Genomic DNA, 7,594 nt, shown 5'->3' with positions numbered 1-7,594 from the left:
CTAATTTGGACAGAGTGTGCTTTTCATTACTTATTCACCTTGATTCGAACCGTAATTCGACCAGCTCGGGCTTTTCATTACCTATTCACTTGGATTCGCACCCTAATTTGTCCAACCCTTGCTTTTCATTACCTATTCACTTGATTCGCACCCTAATTCGGACAACTCGAGCTTTTCATTACCTATTCAACTTGATTCGAACCGTAATTCGGACAGCTCGGGCTTTTCATTACTTATTCACCTTGATTCGAACCGTAATTCGACCAGCTCGTTCTTTTCATTACCTATTCACCTTGATTCGAACCGTAATTCGACCAGCTCGGGCTTTTCATTACCTATTCACTTGGATTCGCACCCTAATTTGTCCAACCCTTGCTTTTCATTACCTATTCGCCTTGATTCGAACCGTAATTCTCACAATCGTGAATTTCCATTACTTATCCATACTCCACACCGATTCACACTCCAAACCTTGCTGAGCACTTTTACAGTCACGTCCAGCAGTCACAACAAAAAAAGACCTCTCAAAAGGTCAATTCACCTTTTGAGATAGTCTTATTTTTGCTATTGTATAGCTTCCATTTGCCCACTATTTCCTGTTACTCATATTATAAATAATGGTTATTTTTCTTCAACAATCAACTCGATCGCTTTTTGTAGCTGTTGATCGTTTGCTCTGTTACGGATTTGTTCGATGATTTGGTTTTGGATTTCCGCTGCCGTTTCTACATCAATTTCTCCAGTGCTTTCAAATCCATTATCTTGTTGGAAAGCTTTTACGGCTTCCTCCGTTTCTTCATCATAAAACCCGTCATCACGTGAAATGTCAAAACCTAATCCCGTTAACATAATTTGTGCACTACGAATTTGTTCATTTAACATTTCAGGCTTTAATGTTTCTTGAGCGGTAACAGGTGGTACATAGAAATAATCTGGCTGCATCACTTTTACAGTAGGCTCCACACCTTCCCCGTGAATATCATTCCCTGCTGATGTTAACCAACGGAATAAAGAAAGTTTTAATTGACTTCCATCTCCCATCGGAATCGTTTGCTGCACTGTCCCTTTTCCAAATGTTGTGTCTCCCACAACATCATAACCTCCCGCTTCAATTAAGGCACCAGCCAAGATTTCAGAAGCAGAAGCACTTGCTCCGTCCGTCACTCCAACAATAGGGTATGGTTTTATTTCATTCAAAGAAGAAATATGACGTTCTTTTTGTCCTTGACGATTCTCGATTTGGACAACTGGTTCACCACCAGGGATAATCAAGTCACCAATATCTTCTACTGATTTTAAATATCCTCCTGGGTTCCCGCGTACATCAATTACTAAACCGTCTATTCCACTAGCTTCTAATTCATTTAAAGCCGCTTCAAAACGTTCCGCGGTATCAATTGAAAAAGAGGATATAATGATGTAACCGATATTTTTTCCATCTTGTTCAATCATCTCACCAACAACTGTTTCAATTGGAATTTCATCACGAACGATTTGGAATTCAATTGGTTCATTGACACCAGGTCGCTCCACTGTCAAAGTAACCGTTGTTCCCTTTTCACCACGTATTTGTAATACAGCCTCATTTAAAGAAAGGCCTTCTATACTTTCGCCGTCAATTTGAACGATTTGATCATTTGGTTGCAATCCCGCTCTTTCTGCTGGTGAGTCTCGAATTGGGGCAACGATAGTTACTTTACCATCAACCATACTGACCTCTGCTCCAATTCCTTCAAAATGTGAATCTAGTGACTCTTCAAATTGACGAGCCGTTTCTTGATCCATATAGTCCGAATAAGGGTCCTCTAAAGTTTCAAGCATCCCTTTAATGGCCCCTTCAACAAGTTCTGTCTGGTCCACTTCATCAATATATTGATCCTCAATAATTTGTAAAGCTAGAGCAAATTTCTCTAATAACTCTTGATCCGATAATTCGACTACTTCCTGTGTTCCCCCGCTACTATCGACTGTACTAGCGACTTCTTTTGTATTGCTTAATTGAGGTGAATCAAGCGTAAAAATACTAACCGCCCCAATTGCTAACACAATTCCTATTAGTAAATAAAACCAACGCTTGTTGCCCACATGACCACTCCTAATTTATAATCAACAAATGAAATTACAACGACTTATAGCCGATTCTTTACACCTAAGTTTGTCCTATATTAACAGTTTATCATATGTAATCGCTCACGATAATATGTTGTTTTCCTTTCCCACCATTTTAGACAAAGCCACAAGTGAAGTCAAAAAGAATCCCATCAAAATCCCCAAGAAAAATTTTCATGCTATATACCGTAGTCTTACGAATAAAAATCTAATCTTATGATAAAAAAACCTTATAGCCAAAGGCTATAAGGTTTTAGACTCTACTTATCTTGGAATATAATTCAGTGGATTAACAGAATTAGATTTTGCTTGATTCCATCCACCTTCATGTACTTCAAAATGAAGGTGAGGTCCTGTCGAGTTACCTGTATTCCCCATCAAACCAATTTGCTGTCCACGTGAGACTGTGCTCCCTACACTCACATCCATACGCTCTAAGTGTGCGTAAAGAGTAGTGATTTGACGACCATCGACAATATGACTAATCATCACGTAGTTTCCGTAACTATTTGAATACTGAGCCGTTATGACTTGTCCTGCTTCCGCTGCTACAATTGGAACATCTCCAGTACGACCGTTTTTCCCGATATCAATACCGTGGTGCATACTTCCACCGAATGAGCCACCTGGACCAAATGAACCACGGTAACCATATGTAGATGTTAACGTTCCTGTTGCAGGTCTCATAAAGATTGTCCCTGATTCTGCCGGCGGAGGGCTTACCGTATTAGAGCGACCACTTGAGCCTGAGCCGCTACCTGAACTACCTGAATTTCCACTCGAGCTCTGACTCCCACTTGAACTTGGAGTTGAGCTAGCCGCTGCGGTTTGTTCAGCTTCTCTTTTTTGGCGTTCTTCCTCGGCTTTACGAGCTTCTTCTGCTTTACGGGCTTCTTTTGCCTTACGAGCTTGTTCAGCTTCCCACTCTTTTAACTGTTGTTTCAAAGCCGCTTCTTGCGCTTTTAAAATTTGTTCTTCTTCTTCAATGTCAAGTAAGTGATTATGTACATCATCATGTTTGTTTTCCATTTGATCTAATAAACGATCTTTTTCGGCACGTTGTTCAGCTAGCTCTGCTTTTAAAGCTTCTAGTTCACTTAAATGACCTTCTAATGTCTTTAAGTTTTCTTCAACAGCTGCTTTTGATTTTTCAAGAGCTTCTTGGTCAGCGATATGAGCATCTAAAATATTACGGTCTTGTTGAGCAACTAAAGTTAAAGCGGTCATTCGATCTAACAGATCCCCAAAACTATTGGCTCCTAAAACCACTTCAAGGATATTTACATCCCCTCTTTGATACATCGTTTTTGCTCTTTCTTTTAATAGCTCATCGCGTTCAGCAATACGCTCTTCTAATATTTGAATCTCTTCTTTTAAAGCGGCAATTTCAGCCTCAACTTCAAAGATTTCATTTTGTTTGTCACTTATTTTTTTGTTTGTATTAGCCGTTTTTTGATCAATCTCTTCCAGCTCATCATTTAAACCGCTGATTTCCGCTTCTATTTCTTTTAATTCGGCCTCTTTTTCAGATACCTCATTTTGTCTTTTATTTCTTTCCTCTTCCACTTCAGAGATTTGACTTTTGATCTCTTCATTTGCGTTGGCAGTAGGAGCAAAATATGCTTGTCCTGCCAAAGCAGAGACGGCTACAGCTGATGCAACCGTCAAATTTAAAAGCTTTCTTTTCATTCAACCGTTCCTCCTAAATCTTTATTCTCTCTATACACGAGGTCCTTTCGTTTTACCGAGTCAGCTTTATACTTTTAAGAACTTACGAACAGACATTAAACTTCCCCATACTCCGACAACCGCTCCGACCCCGATAATGATCACAGCAATTTGCCACAGGAAGGCTGATGGTTCTAATAAGGAGAAATTCATCACTTGGAAATTCGTATCATAATTTTGGAAAATATAATTGTACCCAAAACCAATCACCAATACAGGAATTAACGCTCCGATGATACCAAGTAACAACCCTTCTACAAAGAATGGCCATCTAATAAATCCGTTTGTAGCTCCAACTAGTTTCATAATTCTAATTTCTCGTTTTCTTGCCACAATTGTTAGTTTAATAGTATTTGCGATCAAGAAAATCGCTGTAAATAACATACCCACTACAAGAACAGCACCGATCACACGAATAAAATTAGTCACTGTAAATAGGTTCTCAATAATATCTTCACCGTAATTGACACTTTCAACATGAGTTAAACCTTGAATTTGAAGAGCAACTGGCTCCGTCAATTGTGGAGTTTCTGCTCGCACAACAAACACATCATTTAAAGGATTTTCTTCACGTAACGATTCAAATACGGCTCCACTGTCCATACTATCAATCAATTGATTAAGTCCTTCTTCTCTATCGACAAAGGTTACAGATTCAACATGATTGAGTGCCTCTATTTCTTCTTTTAACTCGTCCTGATTTTCTTCCGTTGCCGTTAGCTCAATATGAACTCGGACTTCAACATTATCCTCCACAGAAGAAGTAATGTGGTTAATATTTAAAATCAATAAGAAAAACACACCAACGACAAATAACATAATCGTAACGGCACTAATTGATGCAAAAGTCATCCATCCATTACGAGCTAAGTTCTTTGTCCCTTCTTTTGCATGCCTTCCGAGGGTTCTAAGTTTCATAACCGTAGTTCCCCCTTACTTCATCACGAACAATTCGACCAGACTCAATCGCAATCACGCGTTTTTTAATCGTATTTACGATATCCTTGTTATGCGTAGCCATAATAATCGTTGTTCCACGATGATTAATGTCATCTAATATATCCATTATTTCCCATGCTGTATCTGGATCTAAGTTCCCCGTTGGCTCATCTGCAATTAATAATTCAGGACTATTTACAATTGCACGTGCAATCGCCACACGTTGCTGCTCTCCACCAGACAATTCAGATGGATAAGAACGTGCTTTATTTTTAATTGAACAATATCAAGGACATCCATCACTTTTCTTTTAATGACATCCCTGCTTTCTTCAATTACTTCTAGTGCATAAGCGATATTTTCATACACTGTCAATTGCTGTAATAGACGAAAGTCCTGGAACACTACTCCTATTTTCCTTCTTATATATGGGACTTGTCTTTCTTTTACTTTGCCAATATTTGTATCTCCAATGAAGATTTCCCCTTTTGAAGGCTTTTCCTCCCGATACATCATTTTTATAAAAGTCGACTTTCCTGCCCCACTTGGTCCGACTACATATACAAATTCACCTTTATCTATAGAAATGTTAATACCGTTAATGGCTTTAACATTATTTGGATAAGTTTTCCAAACGTCTTTCATTTTAATCATTGGCATATTATCACTTCCTTGCGTCCTAATTCCTTTTTTATTAACTCTCCTTTTAGACTGCGAACGCTTATTTTACGTCATTTTTCCCCTATTTTCGAATGTTGAAATATGTAATAATCACAACCTTTTTGAAATCATTTGTCATACTGCTTATCCATTATAACACTATTTAAAAACTCATGACTTAGGATTTTTATTACAATTTCATTTCAATCCACCTTTTGAAAACGAATACAATTGAGTCAGCAGTTACTCTCAATATGTTCACAAAAAAATCAGTATACTTATAAAAATGCTCCCAATTGAGTAGTTTGAGCAAAGGATCATTAGGTCAAAATGAACACAAAACGGTCATGAATCCCCATTTCTACCTTTCATTGACTCAAGGACTAACAGACTATTCTCATTAAAAAGTCACTTCTATTTCTTGTGATATGTATAGGTCTTTTTTAGGGGCGATATATGGCGAATTAGTGACACCCAATCAAGGTTCACCTCACAAAAAAAAACCGCCTCACCTCTACATAGATTATAGAAGGAAACGGTCTTATCTAATCATTATTGTTCTGAAATCCAGATCGCTAAGTTTTCAGCTTCGTTGTCGGGAATGTTCGGGAAGCCTGGCATAGTTCCTTTCCCTTCTTGGATGATGGTTAAAATTTCATCAGGTGAATAGCCTGTCCCAACTAAACCAGGACCAGCACCACCTGCTAAGTCGCCACCATGACACCCAATACAGCTTTGCTCATAAGTTCCTCTTGCTGCATCTGCATCCACAGTACCTTCTGCTCCGCTATCTACTTCCTCATCAGCTGGAGCTTCTGTCCCTGCATCTTCCTCAGGAGCTACATTTTCATCAGTTGCACCACCACAGGCAGTTAAAGCAACAACTAGCCCAAGAGCTATAAGAAATTTTTTCATTTTTTTCCCTCCTTTACTACAAGATGTTTTTAGTATAGCTCAATCTCTCAATTAATTCGTGCGATTGAATCCTTCACCAAGCACCTCGGTTGCGTTCGTAACAACAACAAACGCATTTGGATCAATGGTTTTGACTATTTGTTTCAATTTTGTGACCTCGCCCTGATTGACTACACACATCAAGACATCTCTTTCCTGATTTGTGTATCCACCATGTCCACTCAGCTTCGTCACCCCTCTATCCACTTCTTTCAAAATGCCATTTTTCACTTCGTCTTGATGGTCTGAGATAATTAAAGCTATCTTTGCATATCCTACCCCCATTTGCACAATATCAATCGTCTTTCCTGTAACAAATAATGAAATTAACGCATAAAGTGCTAATTCAAGCCCAAAAGCAACAGCAGATGTGATTACAATTAAACCATCCATTAGAAAAACAGCTGTTCCAATACTGATTCCCGTAAACTTCTGAATGATTTGTGCCGCTAAATCGGTTCCTCCTGTACTAGCATTTGCTCGGAAAACAATTCCTAATCCTAAACCTACACCGATTCCGCCAAAGAGTGCCCCAAGTAACGGATCCTCAAAACCAACCGACCAATCTCGAGTTAATAAAACAACAAAAGGTAAAAAAACCGTTCCTACTATTGTCTTCGCTCCATATTTAAGTCCACCTAATAAAATAAGCCCTAAAATAAACAAAGGTATGTTAAAGGCCCACTGTGTATAAGCCGGCTCAAATCCAAAAACATAATTTAAAATCGTACTTAAACCACTAACACCACCAGAAGCAATCTTATTCGGCAGCAAAAATAAATTAAATGAAATTGCCACAATTGCCGAACCAAGCAGTATATGACCATAAACAAAGAAAAAATCCCAAATCTTCCCTCTTTGTTTTACTTCTCTCCTCTTACTCATCTCCAAAAAAGCCTCCCTTACACCATTCTTCTATTGTTAGTATGTCTATTTTCAATAGAATCCTTGCGTAGTATACACCCCGACTTCATTATTGTAAATAAGATCCGATTAACGTAGTAAAGCGTTAGATAAACGGATTGATTGGGTTCATGTGATTCCCTTTTGAGCTTTGATTCGATGGCTTTGGGACTCATTGCGAGGCTTTGATTCCCTTTGCGGCTTTAATTCATGGCTTCGGGTTCCATTGGCGGCCTTTGATTCCCTTTGCGGCTTTTATTCATTTGCTTTTGGAATCATTGGGGGCCTTTGATTCCCTTTA

Annotated in this window: 5 protein-coding genes and 1 pseudogene; all 6 read right to left on the bottom strand. The window is 38.6% G+C overall.

Going from position 1 to position 7,594, the window contains the following annotated elements:
- Positions 1-621 precede the first annotated feature (621 nt).
- On the bottom strand, positions 622-2,085 hold the full coding sequence (locus BALCAV_RS20185) for a S41 family peptidase (protein WP_003324131.1): 1,464 nt from the start codon (positions 2,083-2,085) through the stop codon (positions 622-624).
- A 288-nt stretch (positions 2,086-2,373) separates the two neighbouring features.
- The gene (locus BALCAV_RS23305) at positions 2,374-3,798 is read right to left on the bottom strand and encodes a murein hydrolase activator EnvC family protein (protein ID WP_003324132.1); all 1,425 of its coding nucleotides are present in this window, start codon (positions 3,796-3,798) and stop codon (positions 2,374-2,376) included.
- Positions 3,799-3,864: 66 nt separating this feature from the next.
- Complete coding sequence (ftsX, locus tag BALCAV_RS20175) at positions 3,865-4,755, bottom strand: permease-like cell division protein FtsX (protein WP_003324133.1); 891 nt, start codon at positions 4,753-4,755, stop codon at positions 3,865-3,867.
- A pseudogene (ftsE, locus tag BALCAV_RS20170) lies at positions 4,745-5,430 on the bottom strand (cell division ATP-binding protein FtsE). Before ftsE ends, ftsX begins: the two are co-directional and overlap by 11 nt.
- 558 nt (positions 5,431-5,988) lie before the next feature.
- Positions 5,989-6,351, bottom strand: a complete 363-nt coding sequence (locus BALCAV_RS20165) for a c-type cytochrome (RefSeq protein WP_003324136.1) — start codon at positions 6,349-6,351, stop codon at positions 5,989-5,991.
- Positions 6,352-6,402: 51 nt separating this feature from the next.
- Positions 6,403-7,275, bottom strand: a complete 873-nt coding sequence (locus BALCAV_RS20160) for a YitT family protein (RefSeq protein ID WP_003324138.1) — start codon at positions 7,273-7,275, stop codon at positions 6,403-6,405.
- Positions 7,276-7,594 lie beyond the last annotated feature (319 nt).

Origin of the sequence: Alkalihalobacillus alcalophilus ATCC 27647 = CGMCC 1.3604, from assembly GCF_000292245.2 — a bacterium.
Classification (GTDB): domain Bacteria; phylum Bacillota; class Bacilli; order Bacillales; family Bacillaceae_D; genus Alkalihalobacillus; species Alkalihalobacillus alcalophilus.
This window is presented reverse-complemented; position numbering and strand designations above follow the sequence as displayed.